The following is a 20732-nucleotide window of genomic DNA, read 5'->3' as shown; positions in this document are numbered from 1 at the left end:
TAAGTCAGCGACCGATGATCACCACCTGCCCCCCGCCACCTTCATCCCGTGTGCTGATTTCCTGGGAGATCGTGCGGGAGCCGACCAGCATTTCACCGTATAACACCGGCAGGGCATTACCCTGCGCCATCATATTGTCCAGCGACGAAAAATAGGTGTTCTGTTTGCCGTTATCGGTCTGCCGGGACGAGGGGATTTTTGCCTGCGGCGTCAGCATCTGCGCCACACCACCCAGCATCATGGCCGCCCCCATAGAAAACAGAACCGAGGACGCCGAAATAGCACCGGCAGATAACGCTGCTCCCCAGGCTGCCAGTGAAGCCCCTGCTGTAAAAAAGGACGCGGCTATTGCTACTGCTCCCAGCACCACCTGGAACAGACCACCGGATTTCGCCCCGGCCATGCGTGGGACAATATGAATAATGGCACCGTCCGGCAGCGGCTCGTGCAGACGGGCTGACAGGCTGGTTTCATTCACATCCAGGCCTGCAATGCGTATCTGATACCAGCCATCATTCATTTTCTGCCGGAAGCCCGGAACCTGCATGGCCATCGCGTAAATGGCCTCGGCCCCCGTTTTTATACTGAGGCTGAAGCGGCGGCCAAATCGTTGTAAATCCCCGTGAAGGCAGACTCGTGCCATGCCCGGTGTCGCCATATCGAGTGTGTGCGGCGTTGCCATTTGTCGGTATACCTCTCGCGTTTACTGAGCTGGTCAGGAATATGGTGCAACAGTTCGCCGTCGCCGCAGTAAATCGCAGCATGGTTGGCAACCGATGAACCAAAACAACAAATCAGAATGTCTCCGGGCTGGGCCTCTGTGGCATTCACCCGGTAAAAATCGGTCGCCTCCAGATTATCCAGATACAGATTATCCCCCTGCTTCCACCAGTCCTCCTTCCGCGCAAAATCCGGCATCTCAATACCGGCCAGATGGTACGCATCACGGAACAGGGTGTAACAGTCAGCCACGCCATGCTCAAAAGCCCGCCCTGTGAGGAACGGCACGCAGCGAAATTTGACTATCCGGTCATCGCAGACCAGCCACCACGGCAGGCCACTTTGCACCTGCAGGCGGCGATCAACATCGCTGAGAAACGGCAGGCCATCGGAATGGCTGTGTACCAGGGCCACCACATCTCCCACCGCCTGCGCCTGAAGGTAATCTGCCGGCTCCATGCGGAAATACATTGTCGGTTCAGCGGAAAGATTCTGGCAGGGAAAATACCGCTCCCCGGCAGGCGTCTTCACCACATAGCCGCACGATTCAGCCGGCGCACACGCAGCGGTATGCGCCAGGATAGTTTTGTTCATGGGTGTATCCATCAGGAAAGACGGTTAATCGAGAGGAAGCAGCCGATGCGCGGCAGGTTATCACGCAGCTCGCAGCCGGTACGGCATTTGCTGCAGGCATCTTTTGCCGGGTCTGCCGTGGGTTTGTCAAATTCATCCGCCACAGGCGGCCCGGCATACCCACACTCCTCAGAACGGTAGGTCCAGTTGCAGACATCAGCCAGCATGATCCGCGCCGGAAACACGCTGCCGTCAGTTTCGGTCGGCGTGGCCAGCACAAAGGTCGCCGTGGTAGCTTTCAGCTCTGACAGTTGTTCAATCACCCAGCGGCTGACTACTTCCTGTTCCGGATCGGCCTCCGGGTTGCCGCCTGTAAAGTTCACCGCATCGAGAAAACGGGCGTACACAACATGCCTTACCACCGTGGCCCCGACGAGGCTCTGCATATCTGCCGCAAGTCCCGTAACCATGCCAAACAGGTTCGACACCGCCAGCGTCGGGCGGGCGGTAGTCCCTTTCCCTACCAGGTCGAACCCGGTTCCCTGTATCGGGTAAACGTCATATTTCCGGCCCTGCCAGGTGACCGGCTCGCCCTTCTCGTTCAGTTCATTTGAAAAATAGTAGCGCTGGCCACCAAAGGCCGTCAGGTCGATTTCCCACAAATCAATGCGGGCCGACTGTTCGGTTTTCGTGGTTTCGTTGAGGGTGTTCTGAGGAATATCCTGCATAAGGATCCTTAAGCAATGACCTGCTCAAATTTACAGCTGAAATCGGAATACGTGACGTTGTCCGTAACAGACCACTCCCGGCAGACAACTTTTATCGTGCGGTTGTATTTTGGCGGTCGCCACAGAAAGGCTTTATATCCTCCGTGCTCGGCCAGAAACGCTTCAAGTGCGGTGCGGGAATTGTCCGACGTAATACGGAAAACAGGCTGGAAGTTAATTAACTGATGGTTGAGTCCGGTCGGGCGACGTTGCTCATAGCCATCCCCAAATTTTATGGTTGTCACCGAAGGGGAAACAGAAGACTGCATCCCCTCCCTGGGTGCCCAATGAAAGGTTTTCACTTATCCTCCCGCCAGCATGCCGCCATCACGTCCCTGAGTTCTCAGGATACTCATGACACGCGTGTCGACCATTTTGACCAGCATCTGCGATGCCTGCGGTCCTATCTGCCCGTTTTGCCCGTCATTCTGAATGATAATGTGATACTCAGGTGAATAAACAATTCCCCCATTCATACCACCACCAGAGGAACCCGGCTCACCCAGCGCCCTGACACCCAGCGTACCGTCAGTCGTTTTTGCCAGAGGCATAATGGCTTCCGGACCTGCTTCACCAAACACGCCTGCCCCCTTTGCAAAAGCAAACAGGGTCGGGCTGTCATAGATGCCGTTACTGTAGGCACTTAATGAAGGTGAGTTATAAACACCGCCCTTCTCATTAAAACTAAAACTGCTGCCAAAACTGCTGATGGCCGTGCCGGTACTCGCAGTGGCTGCACCGCCAAAAAGACTGCCGCCGATGCCCATAATGGATTTCAGGATGGTGTTGGTAATCAGCGCCTGCGCTGCCATATCGACAAGGTTTTTAATCACCGACTGAGTCAGGGAGGAAAATAACCCAATCATCCCGTCCCGGAGTGATTGGGTGTTTACCAGCATGCCGGTCAGCATGTTAGTGGAACGCTCCTGGGTGGTCTCTAACATGCCAATAGCGAGGCTGTTCAGGTTTCCCTGCGACTTATAAAGCTCCACCGCCGTCTGGTACTGCGCATCCGCAGAATCCTTGTCAGCCTTTTGCTTCAGCAGTTCGTACTGCTCTTTGTTGATCGCATCGTTCTGGTAAAAAGTCTGCAGCAGTGACTGACGCTCGGCCAGTTGATTGCGCAGTTCTGCCAGCGGATCAACCGTCCCGGTAATATCAATCAGAGGGGCAGACATTGCCGCTGCCTGTGCCTGTAACAGTTCAAGGGCCGTACTTTGTGCCAGCGTGATTCTGGCCGTCTGGTATTCCTTTTCATCCAGAAGACGGGCATCCAGGAGCGACTTCAGCTCCTGGCTCGCTTCGCGCTCTTTCGTAAGAGTTGCTCTGGCTGGCGCATACTGTTCTGCCAGTTCGAGGCGCTGTTTCTGATAGTTTTCAGCATTCAGCAGCAGCGTCTTCTGAATATCAGCCTCGCTGGCTCCGTCAGCGCGGGCGGCTTCAAGGAGTTTTCTGGCGCTTTCCTGCTCCTGCAGGTTGATACGTCCGAGACTTGAGGCATGCGCCGCTTCGATTTCACGCCGCAGTTGCTCATACTGGTTAACCTTCGCCTTTTGCCCCTTCCCTGTATCCCCGCCTTCTCCGGTCCAGGGGGTATCAGGTTTATCGCTCCCTGTTTCATTCCCTGGTTTATCCGGCTTCGGCGTGGGTTCGGTTTTCCCTGATTTAGCGTGTTCTATGGCCTCTTTGACTATTTTTTGCCGTTCTTTGAGGAGTTTTAACCCCTGCTCAACGGCATCCAGATCCCCTTTGTAGCGGGTTTTATCATTCTGTACGCCTTTAAGTTGTCCGAACGGATCGAAGCCACTCAAGCCATCAATACGGCTTTCCGCATCCTGAATTTCTTTAATCAGTTTATTTCGCTGAATAACCTGATTCTCAAACTGTTCATCAATGTCCAGCTGCTTCACGTTGAGCTGGTTAAGCGACAGTTTTTTTAGCTCTTCATTCGTTTCAACAACAGCATTTTTCAGGTCAATCGCTGACTGGCGGGCATTCTTCGCCTGATTATGGAAATAGAGCAACGCCGAACCGGCAAGCATCGCCGCCCCCACCGGACCGCCCACCAGTGCCAGCGCCCCTCTGGCCATACCTACTGCTGCAGAGACTGCGCGGGCTGAAACGGAAAGCTGTTTATTGGCAGCATTCAGCTGGCTCTTTGCCTGGGTGGAGAGCAGTGTCTGCTCGGTTTCCTGCCGGATTAAGCGGTTAAACTCGCTCTGGTAACTCACGTTAAGGCCAAATTGTCTGGCGCTTTTCTCCATTTCCCGATAACGCCCGAATTCTGCGTTATTCTGTGCCAGAGTGGCGGCGGTACTTTCCAGCGTTTTTCGCGCCATATCGGCCTGCGCCATCGCGCTGGCCCTGACCGCCTGCTGCTGCTCAACCCAGGCACCGATGTTCCCCCTGATACCTGCCGTCAGTTTTGTCGCCAGAACAGGAATCAGCGTATACAGCGCAACGCTGGCGACCGTATTAAAATTATCCGTTAGGCCATTAATGGCATCGGTAACGGTCTGAACACCACTGCGCAGCGGACCGTTTCCGCTCTGTCCTACCTTAATAATCAGACCTTCAAAAGCCGAAGTCAGGCTGAGAAGATCGCCGTTCAGGTTATTTACCCTGATTTCGGCCTGCTCATGCGCGGTCTGCGTACCGGTAAGGGCGGCAGTCAGCGACTCCACCTTCTCGCGGTTCTGCACCAGGATGGATGCCGCGCTGAGGTTTTCCACCCCGAACAGCTTTACGGCCTGCCTGGTTGACAGGTTTTTTCCCGCCAGGTTCTCCAGCGCCTGGCTCAGCCCGACAACAGAAGGCTTCAGGGTCTTATCGGTTCCCTTCTCCAGATTCAGGATCACGTTGCGCAGTGCGGTCCCGGCTTCGCCGCCTTTCACTTCGCGCTCCGCCAGTACCTGTATGGCGGCATTGAGGGTTTCAAAACCCACGCCAGCCTGTGCCGCTGCCACCCCGCCATTTTTAATCGCGGCAGCAGTATCGGCTATCTCCGACGAGCCAAATTTCGCGCCAGCAGCCAGCACGTTGATATACCTGTCGGCTTCACTGGCTCCCGCCCCGAACTGGTTTAATGACAGGGCCAGCGTTCGGGTGGCATCCGGAAGCGTCGTCCCTGCCGCCTGGGCCAGCGTTAACGCGCTTTTGGTCGCCGCAGTCAGCCCCGCAGAGGTACTCAGCAGTTCAGGCTTTGCCGAAGCCATCAGTTTAATGGCCTCGGCGGCCTGTGATGCGCTGTATTCCGTTATGCGGCCCATTTCCTGCGCCGCCTGATCGTACAGTTTCATCTGCGCACTGGTGGCACCGGTGATAGACTGCAAATCCGACAACGACTGGCTGTACTGCCGCGTGGTGCTGATAATGGTACCCAGCGATAAACCCGCCCCGGCAAAACCTGCCAGCCTGCCAGCCAGCCCCGATACCGAAGCGGAAACACGCTTATAGGCATCCTCCGTCTTTTTCGCATCAGCCTGAGCATTGCGGTTAAACTGGCGTGACTGACTCTCAGCGCTGCCGTAGGCGCTCATCAGCTGCGATTTAAAGTTCGCTGCATTCAGATGCAGCCCAACGGCAAGAGAGGCAACGTCACCCATTACATTAATACCTTCATGACTGCCGCACACTGCGCATCCAGATTCGGATTCACGGCGGCGGTGTGAGATTTAACAGGGGGCGGGTTACTGTCAGAACCTTCTGTCGAAGGCTTTTTGAAAATGCCCTGTTTGAGGAAGAACGCACGCCAGTGGAAAAGCGTGTCTGCAGGAAGTGCCGCAATTTTTGACGGGTCAGGCTCGCCCCAGCGGTCGGCCAGCCAGAAAATCAGCTCCAGCCAGGGCGAGTCACTCAGTTTTTTTCGGCGGTTTCCAGCTTACCGATACCGTGTTTTTTCACTTTGTCGATAGCGTCCAGAAGCGCAACGTTATCGTGTGCTGCCAGCAACTCCTTCGCCGTGGGTTTATCTTTGGCTTTAATCGGGGAGCCGTCAGGCTGAACCAGACTGTCGATAACAATCTGTACGCTCAGCTCAGACGCCATGCGGGCATTGCCAGAGGTTTGCGCCTCGATGAGTGCATCCTCATGATCAATAAGCTCAGCCGCCGTCAGTCGACGCAGGTAAACCTTTGTACCGAAGATTTCAGTTTCAGTCGGCGTGGGGTTCGTTTTGAGCAGTGCTTTTTTCAGTGCGGAGAGGCTAAATTCAGACATGATGTATCCTGTTTTTCAGACGAAAAAAAACCGCCCGGAGGCGGTGTATAACGGGAAACGGATTACGCTCCGGCATCTGGCGCTGGCACGGCACTCCCCCATTTAATGTTATTTTGCTTACCCTGCACCGTAATCTGGATAACTTCACTGGCAGGCGCGGTGATTTCGTTCATCTGCCAGCCTGAAAGCGCAAGGATCATTGAAGCCGTTCGTTTGTTCGGCAGCTCAATATAAAACTGAACGGTCTTACGCTGCTCTGCAGCATTGAGGAACGCGGTGAAATCTTCGTTTTCTGGGTCGTCAATGAATCCCAGCGATTTCTCCGGCCCTTCCGGCAGGTCGGATATCGACTGCTTACTCTTGTCCAGCAGGGTGGTACAGTCGACAAATCCCCCCGTCTGACCTGTCGCGCCCAGCGCCTTACAGTTAATCAGGGGTTTGAGCGCCGCCACTGCGGCCCCTACTTCGCCAAACCTCACCACCGTCCCGGCAGGAAGCATTGCGTACTCAGGGGATGATTTTGGCGTGTTACTTTCATCAGCCATAATGATTCTCTCTTAAATAGTGGGCAGCGGTTGCTACCTGTTCTGAATGCCATTGCGGATTTCTACGGTCAGAATGCGCAGAACCTGCTGGACGTTGTAATCCAGTGCCGGACGGATGAACGGATCGGCAACCTGTTTCACCGTACCGAACTCCTGGGCCAGCGCTTTCATGTAGTGCTTTTTGCTGGGGCCAACCCGAAGGGTGACCACCGTATTTCCGCGACCTTTCCGGGTGGATGAGCGAATTTTGATGGATTCACGCATATGCTCTGCAGAGGACGCATCATCGAAGCCGGCATGTTGCTTCATGTCTTCTTCAACCACTTTCAGTGCCTCGCGCCCTGCGTCACGTAACACCTTCGTGCCGACCTTTTCACCGAGCGCGATAAGCTGCCGCTCCAACTCGTCCAGTCCTTTTACATTCATGGTGATCATGGTGAGGCGTCCCGGTAGTAAAAGGTAAAATCCCGCACGAACCGGTACTGAATATTGCCGCTGGTCAGTACCGATTTACTCTGCTGTATTCCACCCCGGACCACATTCTGCACAGGAAAGCCCTCAAGCTGGCCATGCACGATAGCGGTCCATTCCGCGCTGATTTTCTTATCCAGCTGTATCAGGCGGGTGTAGTCATTGAGCAGATGAATCGCTATCTGGAAGCGGCCCGCAATCAGGCCTGTGCGTAACAGTCCGGCGTACATTTCCGGATCGGAAATACACTGGTAAGTAATCCCCTCCTGCAGCTGATCCGGCAGGAGGAGAGGGTAAGCATCCAGCCCGGTTAAGCGTTCAAGCGCTGCCTTCAATGCCTGCTCGATCATGGCGTGCGTCTGCCTCCCCTGTGATGATGATACGGTCCGCCAGGCGCTCGACGTTACGAACGGTATAAACCCGATCAGACGTCGTTATTTTCCAGTCGATATCAATATTCAGGCTCGGATGAGTGGTAAAAAGACACGTTTCAACAACCTGCTGTTGATCCTGTGTGCGGACCTTTCTGCCCGATACCAGCTCGCACTTCGCCCAGGCTTTCCCTGTCACGACCAGCTGTTCCGGCAGGTATTCGCCCAGCGGCCCCCGCCCGGATTGCATATACCCAATCGAAAGACGGCAGGTCATCTCTTCCGGCTTCAGGCTCATACGGTGTTCTCCTGCAACGGGAAAAGAAGGTGCCGGACCGCAGCCGTCTCCAGCCACTGACCGGTGAAACCGTTCAGATACGCATCCCCGACCAGATACTGCATGGCCAGCTGGATATCCTCATCCGCTACAAAACCGCGTACACCTTCCGGCAGCGCCTGTAGTTCGTCATCGCTGCCCACCAGTTTGCAGTAATAGTCGCGCTCAATACTCTTCTGCGCAGCCGCCACCATTTTTGTGAGCATATCGTCATGCTCAGTGAAATCCGGCTCCAGGCGGAGCTGGGTTTTCACGTCATCCAATGTCAGTATCATGATCATCGGCTCCCTGGCGGGGACTCAGCGCTTTCTTCGCATCTTTTGGCCAGACCGCGATATGGCGCTCAACCAGTTTCTCTGCGTACTCAGCATCAAAACAGGCCGTATCACCGCGTGAATAACGATGATAGGGTCCCAGGAAAACCACCGCTTTCCGCGCCACTTCTGCTCCCGTCAGGCCCGTGGCCCCGTTTGTTTCACTTCCGGTCAGATCAACACCGGCATCACCTGAACCCGCTGCAGTATTCTGACCGTCATCCCCGTCCACTGTATTTTCCGGCGTCAGTTCATCCGGCTTTTTCACATCCCCGGCTGCAGCCGCCGCTGCCGCTGCTTTTGCCGCTTTCGTTGTCATCGTTTTGCTCCTGAAAAGAAAAAACCCGCTGCTGCGGGCCTGGGGGATTACGTGCTTTTACTCTGTGCGACCGTGGTCGCACAGCGTGCAGGACCGGTTAAAACAGCACTTTTGTCCCGAGAACAAGACCTTCCGGATGACGGAAGCCGATATCGTGCTCCGTCACCACGCGGATCAACGACTGGTTACGGGAGAACGCGGAAACCAGATTGCCGTCCCCGTCCTGGTAGGAGGCTTCCTGCGAGAAGGACACCTTCATGTTGCCATCCTCACCGATTACCACGTCATTAAAGTCAGCGAAGTAAATTTCTGACTCCTTGCCGCCGTCACCGAGGTTTGCCGGGATAGCGCTGGTACGCTGAATCTGAAATCCTTTCAGGATCCCCTGGGCCATTTCCGGGTAGACCTTATTACCGTTACCGTCGCGCAGCCCGAACAGTTTCATGTAGGTACGGTTCGACATACCCCAGCCGCAGCTGATCATGTTGCTGTTCCCGTCCATAGCCATCAGGATGATGCTGTCGAGATACGCATCAATCGTATTCAGATTGATATCAGCAGCAGCTTCCCACGGCAGCAGGCGGCTCCATTCGGTTGCCCGCGCTTTCATACCGATCGGCGTATCACCGGTACCGTCATCACGCATAAAGGCTTTATCTTCGCGAACAGAAATCGCGGTCAGAATATCCTGCAGGACCAGTTGTTCCACGTTGTAGCCGGCACGACCAATCAGCTGATTGGAGATGGGCACCATCGCAATCATGGTTTTCGCAGTGAGTTTCACATCATCAAAGCGGGCTTCTGATACTTTCGCATCCTTACCTTCCCCTGTGTAACTCGCCGTCGCACCACCAGCCAGACGCGGCAGCGCCATATTGCCGTTCGGCAGCGGAATGGAGCGCGCACCCAGCTTACGAACGATGGTGCGATCACGCAGCAGTTCGATCACCTCGTTGTGCAGGTTTTGCGGAATAAGAACTCCACCTGACGCGGCGGCAGTATTGATGGCCATCGAGACAGACTGGTCATTCAGTTCTTCAGCTGCAAATTTTGCTGCGTCCTGGACGTTACCATGTGCTGCCGCAATCGACATTACCAGACGGGTCATGCCTGCGCCGGTATATTGCTTTGGCTCTGCTTTAACGCTGATACCAGGGGCCTGCTGTGTACCTTTAACCGGTTTGGCAACAAGTGCTGCAGCACGTTCAGCCGCTTCCAGACGCTCAATTCTGGCACTGATATCCGTGAACTGCTGCTGCAGGCTGGCAAATTCGGTTAACTGCTCCGCTGTCAGCGTTCCACCGGTAGTTTCAATCGTGGCCAGGGCCTGTACCTGCTCATTAATACCCGCACGCTGACGACGTAATTCTTCAATCTGTGGCATAGTTTTCTCTCTTTTTGGTATAAAAAAAGCAGCCAACAGGCTGCTTTCTGGTAATGACGCGTTAGCGCCGGGTCACATTCTGGTTTGCAGGTCCATCGCGGCGGCCTGCAACTTTATGGAAGTGGTTTGTTGAGGTTGTTTGTACTTTGCTGCAATGGCATTAATCGCAGACTGAGGATCCGAAACTTCATCAGCAAGACCAGCAGAAATGGAATCAGCGCCGAAATAGATTCCGGCCTGCGTGTTAATCACCGTCTGAGGGGCAAGATTCCGGTATTCCGCTACAGAGGTAATAAACGTCTCGTACATATCGTCAATCATCCTCTGGAACATTCCCCGAGCGTCTTCACTCAGCGGCTCATGTTGTGTACCGTTATTTTTGTTATCTCCCCGAAAAATCGTTGTGAATGTTAACCCCATTTGCTCTTCCATCCTGGAAGTATCCAGGTGTTCCATGATCACTCCAATCGAGCCGACTCCACTGGTCTGGCTGACTACAATTTTGCTGCAGGCCGAAGCGATAAAGTAAGCCGCAGAATAGGCGCTGTAGTTCACAATTGCAGTAATAGGCTTAGTTTGACGTGACTGGAAAATATAATCAGCCAGTTCCTTGCATCCAACCGCCGCACCACCACCAGAATTTATATCCAGCACAATTTCACTGATGGAAGGGTCATTTAATGCAGCATGCACCTGGCTACGTATGCGCTCATAGCTGGTAAGTTCAGAACACATTGCAGTAATTTGCCCACGACGCGGAACCAGAATGCCGTGAACAGGAATAACTGCCATTCCACCAGCTGGTTGAACCAAATCTGGCGCCTGATTGTTATCAGGATCCTGCGTCATGTGAATTCCAGCCTCTTCTGATAATCCCTGAATACGGGGAACCAGCACAGCTTTTACAGAATCCATTGTCTGTCGTGTCACGTAATGCGGAACACCAAAGACCATAGCCGCCAGGTGCGGCAGATTAATTAAATTTTTTGTCATGATGTTTACCAGGTCAGCCCGCGCTGCGGGTGATATTCAGTTTCTGGACAGAATAGAGTTGATTTCTGCCAGTTGTTTTGCTGTTGGCGTGTTATCGCCAGGTAAGATTTGTTTACTGTCGACCATATTCAGAGGCGTCAGGTATTTGTCCCCTCCGGCGATGGGTGGAAGGTTCTCCATGCGGCGAATGTCGTTAACCGATAACCAGCCCCACTGGCGGCCTAATGCATAAGATTCATAGCGTGACTTCTGATCACCGCGCAGCAGGCCAGAAACATTGAATTCAATGTACAGATCACTGCGCTCGCTGGGTAAAAGCAGATCGCGCATTAATGCGCCTTCATGACGCTTCAGCCAGGCCAACAGTGTGTACATCACAAACTGCAGCCCCTGGTGCTCAATGTTGTTATTCGTGGCTTTCGCCAGCATCTGCACCATATGAGGCGGGATTTTATAGAGCCGGCACACTTCTTCCACGCCCCATTGTCGGGACTGCAACAGCTGCGCTTTCTCATTGTCCTGAGATAACTGCTTGTAGCTCATCCCTTCCTGAAGCAATGCAACAGAGAAGGCGTTTCTGACGCCGGAATATCTGTCCGTCCACTTTGCCAGCAGGCGGTCGATAGCATCCTGGCTTTTGATCGTCGGAGCGTCTTTTGGACGCTCAATAACGCCGCTCATCGTTGTACCACGGCGAAAGACCTGAGAAGCATGCTCTTCCACGGCGAGGTTTAGCCCAAGAACATCCGCGTTCGTCTGGATTGGGGAACTGCCGATATAGCCATCCAGTGAGAAGACCTTCACATGATGCATCATGCGCATTGGCAACGTTTCGCCAATTTCGGGTAGTTCATAATATGGCATCCCATCCGGGCCTTTCAGGACAATGACCTTTTGGGGATTAACCGGGATTAATTCGCGGGGATAACCTTTCCCGTCCCTGTCGATGATCGAGTAGCAATTCCCCTCCAGACCAAGCAGGCCCTGCTGCTGTTCAAAGTATTCAAATGAAGTGTCTTTTTTGTTGGGCTGGGAATGAATCAGATCATAAACAGGGTGGTCAGTCGCCCGTTCACGGCCTCCGTTAGCGCCTCGCCTGTAAAGTTCACACGGCAGTTGCGCCACCGATTCTGCCAGAAGCGTTACACATGCCCGGACCGCCGATAACGCCATTGCGGTTTCAGAAGTGATAATGATCCCCGCCTTGCTCTGGCTGGAACTCACACCACCCAGCATCGCCTGCCAGAAACTACCACCAGACTGAGATTTACCCCGAAACATCTGGGGAATGAACATTATTCACCCCCTGATTTAATTACGCTGGCAGACATTGATTTCGCGATTAAAAATGACCACAGCAGGCAGATTGAACCACCAGTAATAAGCCCGGCTGCAGGTGAAATAAGCCAGGCACCGGCAGACAGTAACGCGGCTCCGGCGAGGCCGATAAAAAAACTTAAAAACGTCATTAGCATGCTACATCTTCCTCGTCGTAAACGGATGAATTACTCGCCCGGCTATTCAACATTGCCCGTCCGATTGCCATAATCAGCGAAACCGCGCCATCGATTTTGTTTTCGTTCTGCTCTTTGATGGGTTTAACCACATCGTCATTACCGGGCAAATACTTCCCGACGACGTTGCTGATACACCAGCTCATAATCGGGTTCCCGTCGTGATGAAAGCGGCCTGACTCAATGGCGGCTTCCAGCTCCTTCGTCGGATCAGACATATTGGTGTAGTTTTGAACGATAGTGATCGGATTAAGGCTTTCATCAGCCAGATCATGTGAAAGCCCCGTCGCGCCGAACGGGTCAATCGGTGACTCACTGACTGGGTTGAGCTTGTTTGCCGCCTTGGCCTCTTCAAGGATGTAGCGGTAATCAACTTCAGCGCCATCAGTAACTGTAAGCAGTCCCATTTCAACCCATTTCTGAAATCGCTCCGCAGTACGACGATCTTCGTTCTTTTCAACGCTGAATACTGCGTCGTAGGGAACCCAGAAGCGGGGAGCAACGCTGTAGTAATGTGTCTTGCCGTCAATTTCCCTAGTGAACAACCGCGCCATACTGTTCATATCCAGCTTGCGCGCCAGGTCGAAAGACAGAACACATGGCTGTCCTTCGAATTGCTCCAGCGTTAGTGTCTTATCCTCACAGTTCTGCCAGGAAACCAGGTTGTAGAAAGCGGCACGGGCTGCAACCCAGATGTTGAGGTGTTTAGTTTTAAATACACCAGCCTGACGGGCGTTATTAATAGCTCTCTGTTGCTGGCTGAGGAGAAAGTCACGATAGACCGACACGCCCATATTCGGGTTAGCTTTTTCCAGCACTTTAGGATCGGTCCAGTCATCCCCCTCGTCGACGGTGTATATCACGCCGAACAATTCCTCATTCGGTACTGTGCCGTTCAGCATCTCAATCACTTCACGCCGTTTGTCGTAGCATGGACCCTCAATGTTGTAACCCGCCGTCGTGATCGCCCACATTAGTGGTTGTCGCCGCGCCCCCATACCCGTCAGCATAGTGGTGTAGAGCGAATCTGTGGGATGCTCGTGATATTTATTGCAAGCAGTTTTAATTGCTTGATTTAATTACGCTATATTTGTACGAATCAAAATTCTCATTGTGTATTGCAATACACATTGCAATACACAAAGGCTAATGCCCAACTCTATACGTTGTTGAGACACTCAGGGGCGTAGCCCCCTAAACTCTCATCCCTTAAAAATTAAGCAATGATTCTATCAATAAGTTCTTGAATCTGCTTTGACCGAAGCCCAGCTCCCCAAGCAAATTCTAACGCTTTTGAAATAGCCAACGGATTCTTTTTTAACCCACCTGCATTATTATAATAAGCAGCGGCTTTATCTTCATGCTGTTTATACCCCCCCCCAAATTCCTGTTCTATAACATGAGTAAGATTGCATTTCCACATAGTAATATTTTTGCTATAGATATCACTAGTAGGCCATCCGTCAGATTCGATATTATTAAAAGAAAGAATTATCTTATTTTCTTTCTTCGCCTGAATTACTTCATGTTCTCTTGTTTTATCAGTATCGGCATCACAAACCACGTAATGAGGTATATCTAATAACTTTGCGATCGCTATAGGCTTAATTAACTCACTTTTGCCATGAACTGGAATGATATGGAATCCCATTGCTCTAAATCGATTATAATTATCAGTCAAATGCAAATACGTCGTTATATAGGCAACATCTTCTATTCCCTCAACAAAAACCAGACGTTTTGCAAAAAACATTTCACTCAACTCAGGTCTTAAACTTGGGAACATTTTTGCCTGAATTCCTTTCTCAGAAATATTTTTTTCTCCCGCACTAGCTAACATATCCGATATCTTTTGATAGGTCACACTTTTGATTAAACTTCTTTTCGGTTCGCCATCCATAAGTACAAGTCTTATTTTTGGGAAGTCATCCCCAGGAATAAAATAAGGACTATGCGAGCAAACAATTATTTGATTATTATTAGTAGATAATTCCTGAAGGAGTTCTGATAAATATCGAGCTTGCGGCGGGTGTTGGTAAAGTTCAGGTTCTTCAATCGCCATAACTAAAGTAGGAGCATTATCATCTCCATTCGTAGATAGCTCTTGCAGTAAAGACAACATATACGAGCGTTGCATGCCATGCCCAAATCTACATAATTCACTTAAAAAACCATTCTCACCGATTTGTATTGTTGCTAATGGCACTTCGACTTTTACTGACTTTTCAGAGTCTTTCTTCCAAATTATTTTTGCACTAGACCCGGGGGTAGACCATATTTTTAATTTACTTTCTATGGAATTTGAAAGTTCCAATAGTGCGCCCTGTTCTCCCTCTAACATACTTTGATATTCAAGAAGAAGTTTATTTTTCATCTCCTCTATTTTTGTATCAAAATTAACCTTGGTTCTTACAGCTCGCAATAACAACTGGCCTAATGCTGAGTTTTTAGACTCATCTCCTTCTTCCGATATATCTTTTGAGGCAGGGACATATACCCATTGAATATAATTAGCTAACCTATTTGCTCCTTTAGATACACCATAAAACTGGTCCTCACTAGGAACCAATTCACACAACTCTAGATTTTGACTTTCAAATAGATTCAGTGCTGATTGCATTGCGGCTTTAGTCGTTGGAGCCGGAAGGTCATTATACTTTAATTTGATAGTATTATATATGACCTTTAACTCGTCAACTTTTGAGCCAGATTTTTCGGCATCAAACCAAACTCTAAAATCACTTATAACCAGTCTATTACCATACTGTTTAACTTCCGCACGTTGTGTTTTTTCATCATATTCAGCCTTAGCTGTTATTATTAACTTATCATGTCGGACATATGCTGATAATTCATCAACTGCCTCTTTAGATAAATTAGTAAATTCAACGGTAATCTGAATTGGCTTACTAGTATCTCTGTGGTGAAAATCATCAACAGAAAGTTTACTTAAATCAGTTTTTGAGTCTTTATACTGTCTAAAAAAAACATTTAGAGCATTTTGCAATGTTGACTTACCTGCACCATTACATCCAACAAAACATGTGTAGTCATCAAGTGTAATTGTCTCATCATTAAATGAACGAAAGTTTTCTATTCTAACTGTGTTTATCTTCATTGTTTTTCTCTATTTGCCATGTGCAAAAAGAAAATAACTCATTACTGTATATAATCAACATGTACTTATTCACAGCTGTGTATATAATCATATACCTTTAAAGTTTTCTAAACGTTTTTTGTAGTTCTCACTCATGTCGAAAGCAAAATTTTCATGCTCTGCCTGGAAGGTACCGAATGCCATCAACGCTGCGACCGCAGGATCTATCTTGTTACCGGATTTCTTTTTGTTAGGCTTTATGTTGGCGTTAGCGTCGGACTCCATCACCACGTTACCCATCGCCCAGGACAGAACCGGATCGCCACGATGGCGTAATACCTTACGGTTAACGAACACCTCAAAAGATTTAGCAACCGGGCTGAACCGCAGATAAGTTTGCTGGAAAGGCTCCACATCGAGCCCTGCCCCTTGTAGCTGGGTACGCAGATGCGTCGCGTTCCACGTATCAAAGCCCACCAGCCGGATACTGAATTTTTCAGCATCTCGCAGGATATCATCACGGATACGGTCATAGTCGATACAGTCGCCGGGCGTGGTGCGTATCCAGCCCGCTTTCACCCACTGGCGGTAGATGGCGCGGTTTTTGTTAGCAACGTTAAGCAGCTGCGCTTCCGGCAGATAATGACGGGTAAGAAGTCGGATCTCCCTGTCGAACGGGAAAGCGTAACTTATACTGGTGATATCGCTGGTTGAGGACAGATCAAACCCGGCGTAACACTCCATTCCGGCCAGATCTTCTTCAGCATAATCGAGTGCACAGGCATCCCATGCCCCGGCCCCCATCCACGGCGTGGATCCCTGACACCAGATATTGAAACGTTTGGTCAGCATTTCCACCCACTGCGACGGTATGCTACGAGCTTTCTGGATGGTGGATTCCAGTTTCGCGGCGTCAACGGACACATGCAGGTTAGGGTTAGCCTTGATCCACATTTCCGGCTGTTCAACCTCGCTTTCGTCGTCCAACTCGTAGATCAGGACAAACAGAGAATCGTTGCTCTCTTCCCCGGCCAGAATCTGGCAGCAGTAGTCATAATGCTGTTTACAGACGGAAACGACGTTACTCCCGGCAGTAGTGATGGCGAACAAAATCGCCTCAGGACGTGCGCCCATACCCAGCTCAAGCGCGGAATAAACTCCGTTATCCGGATGAAGGTGGTATTCATCGACAATCGCCAGGCTTGGGTTAGTCCCTTCAATAGTGGCCGCTTTTGCCGCCAGCGGTTTTAACAGGCTGTTGCTCTTCGGGAAAATGATCTTGTGCGCCTGAATATTGACGCGCTTTTTCAGCGGTTTTGACAGCAGGCACATCTGGCGGGCATCGTCGAACACGATACGGGCCTGATCCCGACTCACCGCCGCCGTGTAAATATCCTGCTGGCCTTTTTCCATTACCAGGAACCAGTTAGCCAGCATGGCGGCCACAGTGGATTTGGCATTCTTGCGCGGCACTTCGATAAAGGCGCTGCTGTACTTTCTGCGACCTGTCTCCCTGACCTTAAAGCCCAGCAGATTAGCGAAGGCGAATTGCTGCCACGGTTCCAGCGCGATAGGCTGGCCCCGCAGAGGTCCTTTAACGTGTGGACAGAGTCGGGAGAAGGCAATAAACCGTTCTACGGTCGCCGTATCGAACACATAACGGGGGTCATACAGGTCTGAAAAGTACCGGTTTACGGCCTGTTTCAGCCGTTTACAGGCCGGGATCTCCCCCAATTTTACAGCGTTTGCGTACTCATCCCAGACGGTCAAGCTCGTCCTCCTCTTCCGTTTCAACCGGATTACGGCGACGGCTTACCGGATCAAAACCCAACAGCGACGACATTTTAATGATAATTTTCTCAGCATCAGATTTGGCTTTCAGCGCCGGATTACTGGTTGTGGCCCCACGAGATCCTTCAACTGAAAACCCGCGCAGGGCAATATCTGCAACGGCTTTCCGGTACATGGAATAATTGACGCAATACAGCTCAAGGTTGTTCCAGTCCGCAGGGGTTAAATCCCCGCGCTCAGCCATCTGCTTTGCTTTTGTCTTCCACTGCTGTCCCGCGATTTCATCAAGATAGGCGGGTGGTTTGGGTGGTCTTGCCATAACTTATTCTTTCCTTAACTTACTGCTGTCAAAAAAATTACCGCGCATAAAAATTTGAGGGAGCGGGTGGTTCCTCGCCGGGAGGGGGTTGTCTTTGAAACCTCCCCCACCCCGTTCACGCTGACTCATGTGTTCCTGTTCACTCATGAGTAACCTCATAGACCCAGTCATTGCGGCGCTGCGCTGCTTCTTCCTGTTCCCGGAACAACCCGGCTTTACGCTGCTGCTTAGTTAGCGGGTCCGTCGCGGCTGTCTTGCGACCATGACAGGCAGCACATAACGGCTGGTGGTTACTGGCTGGCCAGAACAACACATCACCTTCGCCCTCAATAGGTATGATGTGATCGACGATAGTTGCCTGCTTATAGACGCCAGCATTATGGCAGTGTGCGCATAGTGGATTAGCCTTCAGAAAGAGGAGCCGGTATTCTCCCCATCGATTGGAGTAACCGCGTTCTGTGCGTGTGCCTCGTCGGCTATCACTCTGCCGTTGTGCATTCCGTTTGTGTTCATCACATTTGCCGGACTTTACCCGTTTATTACATCCGGGCTCTGTACAGCGTCGTAAGGGTTGCCATGGCATTTAATACACTCCTGGTTCCCGGTAGTAGTTCCACAATGACGAAGTGCTAAAGGGAAGCTCGGACGTTTTTTCCGCCGCTATTTCCCGGTGCTCATACCAGTGACCGACCAGTAGCAGACATCCGACCTTCAGCGCAGGATTAAACTCGAGACCGTCATCAAAACGCCTGCCGATATGTTTCTGGCAAATCTCCAGCGCGGCGACGATATACCCGTTTATCAGGGCGTTTTCATCATCCCCGTCGATGCGGCAATGCAGTTTTACTTCTTCCAGAGTTATTAATTCAGCCATTGGCCACGCCTCCTTTACAAAGGAGTTCAAGACTTGTGCGGTTGTTATCCGGGAGGGCCGCCTCTATACCGTAAATATCACCACTGACTGCGGGTGACAGATATTTCACCCTGTGTCCCTGCTTAACATCACTGCGATAGCGTATCCATATTCTGACTGTGGCCTCAGAGGACAACGAACCGGTAGCCAGAAGCTCCCGGCCAGAGATACCTTTTACCTCAGCCCAGACCATGGCGTAGTCCACCCAGCGTTTTATCGGTTCCCCCAATGGCCCCTGACTTTGTTCATAGCGCTGCAGCGTTATACGATGTTTTAATCCTCCGGCTCTCATTCACTACCTTCCTTACTTTCATTGCTTATCTTCACTTCCTGTTTCCAGGCCTGGCTGAATTCGTCCCCACCTTCGCGTGGCGACATGCCCTCACGTTCGCGGGCTTCATTCGGATTCATAATTCCGTTTTTAATACCGCGTTCGTAAGTGGCGTAGCGTTCGGTTGGTGTGGCGCGGAGAAGGTCAGCAGAATCGAACTCAACCTGATAACGGGTACCGGATGCAGGACGGGCCACCAGCAAAGCGGATTTGATTTGTTGTTCGAAATTCGCCAGCCAGGGGCGCATGGTCATTGTGAGAAATGCGCGGCTCGCTTCGCTGAAGTTGCTGTAGGTACTGTTGCTGTATTCCTGAAGAAAGATCGGAGAAACATTAAACATACGGGCAATGTCTTCAATGGAAAAGCGCTGGGAAGCCAGCCATTCAGCATCCTGATTACTCATGCCCAATTTTTCGTAATCCATTCCTCCTTCAAGAATGGGCGTTTTCCCGGCATTTCGTGCACCCTTGTACCGCTCCAGTGCATCCAGTGCTTTTTTACCGTTCACGCCGTCAAGCCAGTCTTTTGCTTTGACAATGCCCGCCGCCATCATGCCCTCTTTCATGATGTTAGCGCCGTGACGCTGCTGGGCCAGTCCAAGGCCCAGCGCTTCCCGGCAGATGGTTATCGGTGAGCGCCCCAGAAAACCATCGTCCGTGGCATAACGCAGATGCAGAATCTCTTCCTGAAGATAAGTACGGGTGATTCCGCTAAAGGGTTCAGTAATAGTGTATTTGTAACGGTGTCCGGACAGACGCTCCGGAACTACGGTCCCCGGTGCATATGGATGCAATGATTCAGGCTGTCCGTCACGGCCCCAGCGGATCACCGCATAAGCGTTACCGTTCAGCAGACAGTGCCGCATCATCGTGCGTTTAAACTGGTACGGTGTCTGACAGTCGTTCGGCTGCTCATTCAGCAGATAATCAACCGGGTGATTACTCAGCCACTCCCGCGCCTCACGCCCTTTATCATTCGTTACCCGGTAGAGATAACAGGGCATGGTTGCCACTGCTTCACTGATGACCGATACGGCGTTCATGACAGCCGGTAGAGATTCCGCCGTCCCCGCAGATACATATTCGCCGGATCCGGTATTAGGTATGCCCGCCATCGCCAGCCATTCATCAATGGCCATGCTGCGTTGTTCTGCCTTACGGCTGAAAGGCCAGAGAGTCCACATATCAGATCTCCACCAGTTCGGCCCAGCGTCGGCGGTTATCGCCAGCGCGGCGTAACTCCGGATACTGGGAATAAAGCGAGCGGTGTGCAATTTCCACACCGGACTCCGGGTAAGCAGGCAGAGAAGTGATCGTAATTTCACGCAGTTCAGCAGCGGTGACGGTACGCAGATAAGGCGACTGGGTAATATCCCAGTTCTCTTTCAATGCCCGGAATCCAAACGACATGCCTTCTATATCGCCCCGTTCCACCAGCTCCAGCACATCATTACCTAACTGTGTATTGGGTGGTGTCAGTTCAAATCGCAGACCCGTATCATCTTCCGACAGTATCAGCGTGCCGGATCTGGTACGCCCCAGCAGTTGGGTATAGTCATGTTCAAATAAACAGCGCACATCATTACCGGATGCGAGATAGCCAGCGAATGCCCCCGGCGTAAACTGTTCGCGGAATTCGTCCCAGATGATTTCTGACAGGCTGTTCCAGCGCACCGCATAGCCCACCAGCCTGCGCTCTTTGGCGATGAGTTCTGAGGTGCGGATTTCAAAATTAACGGTATCCATAACGGACTC

24 protein-coding genes and 1 pseudogene are annotated in these 20732 nt (G+C 51.6%); all 25 read right to left on the bottom strand.

Annotation, left to right across the window (positions count from 1 at the left end):
• Positions 1–4 precede the first annotated feature (4 nt).
• On the bottom strand, positions 5–682 hold the full coding sequence (locus E1B03_RS11285) for a tail assembly protein (RefSeq protein ID WP_133086227.1): 678 nt from the start codon (positions 680–682) through the stop codon (positions 5–7).
• A complete protein-coding gene (locus E1B03_RS11280; RefSeq protein WP_133086226.1) occupies positions 580–1314 on the bottom strand; it encodes a C40 family peptidase in 735 nt (244 codons plus the stop codon). The genes E1B03_RS11285 and E1B03_RS11280 overlap by 103 nt, the downstream gene beginning before the upstream one ends.
• An 11-nt stretch (positions 1315–1325) precedes the next feature.
• A complete protein-coding gene (locus tag E1B03_RS11275; protein WP_133086225.1) occupies positions 1326–2021 on the bottom strand; it encodes a phage minor tail protein L in 696 nt (231 codons plus the stop codon).
• Between the two features lie 8 nt (positions 2022–2029).
• Positions 2030–2329: a phage tail protein gene (locus E1B03_RS11270; RefSeq protein WP_071242655.1), complete on the bottom strand. Its 300-nt coding sequence runs from the start codon at positions 2327–2329 to the stop codon at positions 2030–2032.
• 33 nt (positions 2330–2362) lie between these two features.
• Complete coding sequence (locus tag E1B03_RS11265) at positions 2363–5665, bottom strand: phage tail tape measure protein (protein WP_133086224.1); 3303 nt, start codon at positions 5663–5665, stop codon at positions 2363–2365.
• A 250-nt stretch (positions 5666–5915) separates the two neighbouring features.
• Complete coding sequence (locus tag E1B03_RS11255; protein WP_133086223.1) at positions 5916–6278, bottom strand: phage tail protein; 363 nt, start codon at positions 6276–6278, stop codon at positions 5916–5918.
• A 62-nt stretch (positions 6279–6340) separates the two neighbouring features.
• A complete protein-coding gene (locus E1B03_RS11250) occupies positions 6341–6823 on the bottom strand; it encodes a phage tail protein (RefSeq protein WP_133086222.1) in 483 nt (160 codons plus the stop codon).
• A gap of 33 nt (positions 6824–6856) precedes the next feature.
• Complete coding sequence (locus tag E1B03_RS11245) at positions 6857–7258, bottom strand: HK97-gp10 family putative phage morphogenesis protein (RefSeq protein ID WP_133086221.1); 402 nt, start codon at positions 7256–7258, stop codon at positions 6857–6859.
• On the bottom strand, positions 7255–7644 hold the full coding sequence (locus tag E1B03_RS11240; protein ID WP_133086220.1) for a hypothetical protein: 390 nt from the start codon (positions 7642–7644) through the stop codon (positions 7255–7257). The genes E1B03_RS11245 and E1B03_RS11240 overlap by 4 nt, the downstream gene beginning before the upstream one ends.
• Entirely contained in the window at positions 7613–7963 is a 351-nt protein-coding gene (locus tag E1B03_RS11235; protein ID WP_133086219.1) for a phage head completion protein, read from the bottom strand. The genes E1B03_RS11240 and E1B03_RS11235 overlap by 32 nt, the downstream gene beginning before the upstream one ends.
• Entirely contained in the window at positions 7960–8277 is a 318-nt protein-coding gene (locus E1B03_RS11230) for a head-tail connector protein (protein WP_003832371.1), read from the bottom strand. Before E1B03_RS11230 ends, E1B03_RS11235 begins: the two co-directional genes overlap by 4 nt.
• Positions 8258–8635, bottom strand: coding sequence for a hypothetical protein (locus tag E1B03_RS11225; RefSeq protein ID WP_133086218.1), 378 nt, complete (start codon positions 8633–8635; stop codon positions 8258–8260). Before E1B03_RS11225 ends, E1B03_RS11230 begins: the two co-directional genes overlap by 20 nt.
• A 97-nt stretch (positions 8636–8732) precedes the next feature.
• On the bottom strand, positions 8733–10019 hold the full coding sequence (locus E1B03_RS11220; RefSeq protein WP_133086217.1) for a phage major capsid protein: 1287 nt from the start codon (positions 10017–10019) through the stop codon (positions 8733–8735).
• 72 nt (positions 10020–10091) lie between these two features.
• Positions 10092–11012 carry a S49 family peptidase gene (locus tag E1B03_RS11215; RefSeq protein ID WP_133086216.1) on the bottom strand — a complete coding sequence of 307 codons (921 nt, stop codon included), beginning with the start codon at positions 11010–11012 and terminating at the stop codon, positions 10092–10094.
• 36 nt (positions 11013–11048) lie between these two features.
• On the bottom strand, positions 11049–12308 hold the full coding sequence (locus tag E1B03_RS11210; protein ID WP_080625041.1) for a phage portal protein: 1260 nt from the start codon (positions 12306–12308) through the stop codon (positions 11049–11051).
• Positions 12308–12487 carry a hypothetical protein gene (locus E1B03_RS11205; protein WP_003832363.1) on the bottom strand — a complete coding sequence of 60 codons (180 nt, stop codon included), beginning with the start codon at positions 12485–12487 and terminating at the stop codon, positions 12308–12310. Before E1B03_RS11205 ends, E1B03_RS11210 begins: the two co-directional genes overlap by 1 nt.
• Positions 12481–13578 (bottom strand): annotated as a pseudogene (locus E1B03_RS11200) (terminase large subunit); the annotation flags it as partial. The gene E1B03_RS11205 and the pseudogene E1B03_RS11200, both read right to left, overlap by 7 nt.
• A 164-nt stretch (positions 13579–13742) precedes the next feature.
• Complete coding sequence (locus tag E1B03_RS11195) at positions 13743–15644, bottom strand: ATP-dependent nuclease (RefSeq protein ID WP_133086215.1); 1902 nt, start codon at positions 15642–15644, stop codon at positions 13743–13745.
• A gap of 87 nt (positions 15645–15731) precedes the next feature.
• A complete protein-coding gene (locus E1B03_RS11190; protein ID WP_133086214.1) occupies positions 15732–17393 on the bottom strand; it encodes a terminase large subunit in 1662 nt (553 codons plus the stop codon).
• Positions 17377–17733 (bottom strand): phage terminase small subunit P27 family, encoded by a 357-nt coding sequence (locus tag E1B03_RS11185; RefSeq protein WP_071692247.1) that lies wholly within the window; start codon positions 17731–17733, stop codon positions 17377–17379. Before E1B03_RS11185 ends, E1B03_RS11190 begins: the two co-directional genes overlap by 17 nt.
• A 139-nt stretch (positions 17734–17872) precedes the next feature.
• Positions 17873–18316, bottom strand: a complete 444-nt coding sequence (locus E1B03_RS11180; protein WP_133086213.1) for an HNH endonuclease signature motif containing protein — start codon at positions 18314–18316, stop codon at positions 17873–17875.
• Positions 18317–18607 carry a head-tail connector protein gene (locus E1B03_RS11175; RefSeq protein WP_001650759.1) on the bottom strand — a complete coding sequence of 97 codons (291 nt, stop codon included), beginning with the start codon at positions 18605–18607 and terminating at the stop codon, positions 18317–18319.
• A complete protein-coding gene (locus E1B03_RS11170; protein ID WP_133086212.1) occupies positions 18600–18938 on the bottom strand; it encodes a phage head closure protein in 339 nt (112 codons plus the stop codon). Before E1B03_RS11170 ends, E1B03_RS11175 begins: the two co-directional genes overlap by 8 nt.
• A complete protein-coding gene (locus tag E1B03_RS11165) occupies positions 18935–20161 on the bottom strand; it encodes a phage portal protein (protein WP_133086211.1) in 1227 nt (408 codons plus the stop codon). Before E1B03_RS11165 ends, E1B03_RS11170 begins: the two co-directional genes overlap by 4 nt.
• 1 nt (position 20162) lies before the next feature.
• On the bottom strand, positions 20163–20723 hold the full coding sequence (locus E1B03_RS11160; protein WP_133086210.1) for an HK97 family phage prohead protease: 561 nt from the start codon (positions 20721–20723) through the stop codon (positions 20163–20165).
• Between the last annotated feature and the right edge of the window lie 9 nt (positions 20724–20732).

The organism is Citrobacter arsenatis, from assembly GCF_004353845.1.
Taxonomy (GTDB): domain Bacteria; phylum Pseudomonadota; class Gammaproteobacteria; order Enterobacterales; family Enterobacteriaceae; genus Citrobacter; species Citrobacter arsenatis.
This window is presented reverse-complemented; position numbering and strand designations above follow the sequence as displayed.

Coding starts and splice junctions, on each gene's coding strand:
- E1B03_RS11285 (WP_133086227.1), bottom strand. CDS start 682: ATGGCAACGCCGCACACACTCGATATGGCGACACCGGGCATGGCACGA.
- E1B03_RS11280 (WP_133086226.1), bottom strand. CDS start 1,314: ATGAACAAAACTATCCTGGCGCATACCGCTGCGTGTGCGCCGGCTGAA.
- E1B03_RS11275 (WP_133086225.1), bottom strand. CDS start 2,021: ATGCAGGATATTCCTCAGAACACCCTCAACGAAACCACGAAAACCGAA.
- E1B03_RS11270 (WP_071242655.1), bottom strand. CDS start 2,329: ATGCAGTCTTCTGTTTCCCCTTCGGTGACAACCATAAAATTTGGGGAT.
- E1B03_RS11265 (WP_133086224.1), bottom strand. CDS start 5,665: ATGGGTGACGTTGCCTCTCTTGCCGTTGGGCTGCATCTGAATGCAGCG.
- E1B03_RS11255 (WP_133086223.1), bottom strand. CDS start 6,278: ATGTCTGAATTTAGCCTCTCCGCACTGAAAAAAGCACTGCTCAAAACG.
- E1B03_RS11250 (WP_133086222.1), bottom strand. CDS start 6,823: ATGGCTGATGAAAGTAACACGCCAAAATCATCCCCTGAGTACGCAATG.
- E1B03_RS11245 (WP_133086221.1), bottom strand. CDS start 7,258: ATGATCACCATGAATGTAAAAGGACTGGACGAGTTGGAGCGGCAGCTT.
- E1B03_RS11240 (WP_133086220.1), bottom strand. CDS start 7,644: ATGATCGAGCAGGCATTGAAGGCAGCGCTTGAACGCTTAACCGGGCTG.
- E1B03_RS11235 (WP_133086219.1), bottom strand. CDS start 7,963: ATGAGCCTGAAGCCGGAAGAGATGACCTGCCGTCTTTCGATTGGGTAT.
- E1B03_RS11230 (WP_003832371.1), bottom strand. CDS start 8,277: ATGATACTGACATTGGATGACGTGAAAACCCAGCTCCGCCTGGAGCCG.
- E1B03_RS11225 (WP_133086218.1), bottom strand. CDS start 8,635: ATGACAACGAAAGCGGCAAAAGCAGCGGCAGCGGCGGCTGCAGCCGGG.
- E1B03_RS11220 (WP_133086217.1), bottom strand. CDS start 10,019: ATGCCACAGATTGAAGAATTACGTCGTCAGCGTGCGGGTATTAATGAG.
- E1B03_RS11215 (WP_133086216.1), bottom strand. CDS start 11,012: ATGACAAAAAATTTAATTAATCTGCCGCACCTGGCGGCTATGGTCTTT.
- E1B03_RS11210 (WP_080625041.1), bottom strand. CDS start 12,308: ATGTTCATTCCCCAGATGTTTCGGGGTAAATCTCAGTCTGGTGGTAGT.
- E1B03_RS11205 (WP_003832363.1), bottom strand. CDS start 12,487: ATGCTAATGACGTTTTTAAGTTTTTTTATCGGCCTCGCCGGAGCCGCG.
- E1B03_RS11195 (WP_133086215.1), bottom strand. CDS start 15,644: ATGAAGATAAACACAGTTAGAATAGAAAACTTTCGTTCATTTAATGAT.
- E1B03_RS11185 (WP_071692247.1), bottom strand. CDS start 17,733: ATGGCAAGACCACCCAAACCACCCGCCTATCTTGATGAAATCGCGGGA.
- E1B03_RS11180 (WP_133086213.1), bottom strand. CDS start 18,316: ATGCCATGGCAACCCTTACGACGCTGTACAGAGCCCGGATGTAATAAA.
- E1B03_RS11175 (WP_001650759.1), bottom strand. CDS start 18,607: ATGGCTGAATTAATAACTCTGGAAGAAGTAAAACTGCATTGCCGCATC.
- E1B03_RS11170 (WP_133086212.1), bottom strand. CDS start 18,938: ATGAGAGCCGGAGGATTAAAACATCGTATAACGCTGCAGCGCTATGAA.
- E1B03_RS11165 (WP_133086211.1), bottom strand. CDS start 20,161: ATGTGGACTCTCTGGCCTTTCAGCCGTAAGGCAGAACAACGCAGCATG.
- E1B03_RS11160 (WP_133086210.1), bottom strand. CDS start 20,723: ATGGATACCGTTAATTTTGAAATCCGCACCTCAGAACTCATCGCCAAA.